Source organism: Duganella qianjiadongensis (assembly GCF_009857915.1).
Lineage (GTDB): Bacteria > Pseudomonadota > Gammaproteobacteria > Burkholderiales > Burkholderiaceae_D > Rugamonas > Rugamonas qianjiadongensis.
Genome location: NZ_WWCM01000099.1, coordinates 1 through 259 on the forward strand (window position 1 = coordinate 1; position 259 = coordinate 259).

General features: G+C 50.2%; 1 tRNA gene and 1 rRNA gene. Both read right to left on the bottom strand.

From position 1 onward, the window contains the following. Positions 1 to 35: 35 nt before the first annotated feature. Positions 36 to 112 (bottom strand) — tRNA-Ile (locus tag GTP27_RS23455). Positions 113 to 192: 80 nt separating this feature from the next. After that, a 16S ribosomal RNA gene (locus GTP27_RS23460) occupies positions 193 to 259 on the bottom strand; the annotation flags it as partial.

The window sequence follows — 259 nt, forward strand, 5'->3', positions numbered from 1 at the left end:
GCTAATCCCCCTGAGATTTACTACAAGGCAGAAACTGGTAGGGCTGGTTGGACTCGAACCAACGACCCCCGCGTTATCAACACGGTGCTCTAACCAGCTGAGCTACAGCCCCAAATGCTGTTCTTCTCTTATTTACAGTCGATAAGTGTGAACGCTTGATGGCGAGTTATTTCTAACTCAGTGCCACTCTAGAAAGGAGGTGATCCAGCCGCACCTTCCGATACGGCTACCTTGTTACGACTTCACCCCAGTCACGAAT